Annotated in this window: 1 protein-coding gene; it reads left to right on the forward strand. The window is 45.7% G+C overall.

Annotated features, from left to right (window positions below; genetic code table 11):
• Window positions 1-74: 74 nt before the first annotated feature.
• The coding region (sdhE, locus tag FN960_RS24630; RefSeq protein WP_143850860.1) for an FAD assembly factor SdhE at window positions 75-247 on the forward strand (173 nt) is incomplete at its 3' end.

Here is a 247-nt window from a genome sequence, read left to right on the forward strand (position 1 = left end):
TGATATTCCCGTAAAAGAAGGCGAAAAACACGTTACAATAGCCGGGTACTGGATTTTCGTGAGACAGGAAGAAGATGGACATTAACAACAAAGCCCGCATTCATTGGGCATGCCGCCGTGGTATGCGCGAACTCGATATTTCAATCATGCCGTTTTTCGAACATGAGTACGACAGCTTAAGCGATGACGAAAAACGCATCTTTATTCGTCTGCTGGAATGTGACGATCCGGACCTGTTTAACTGGCT

Source organism: Alkalicoccobacillus porphyridii (assembly GCF_007293315.1).
Classification (GTDB): domain Bacteria; phylum Bacillota; class Bacilli; order Bacillales; family Bacillaceae_D; genus Alkalicoccobacillus; species Alkalicoccobacillus porphyridii.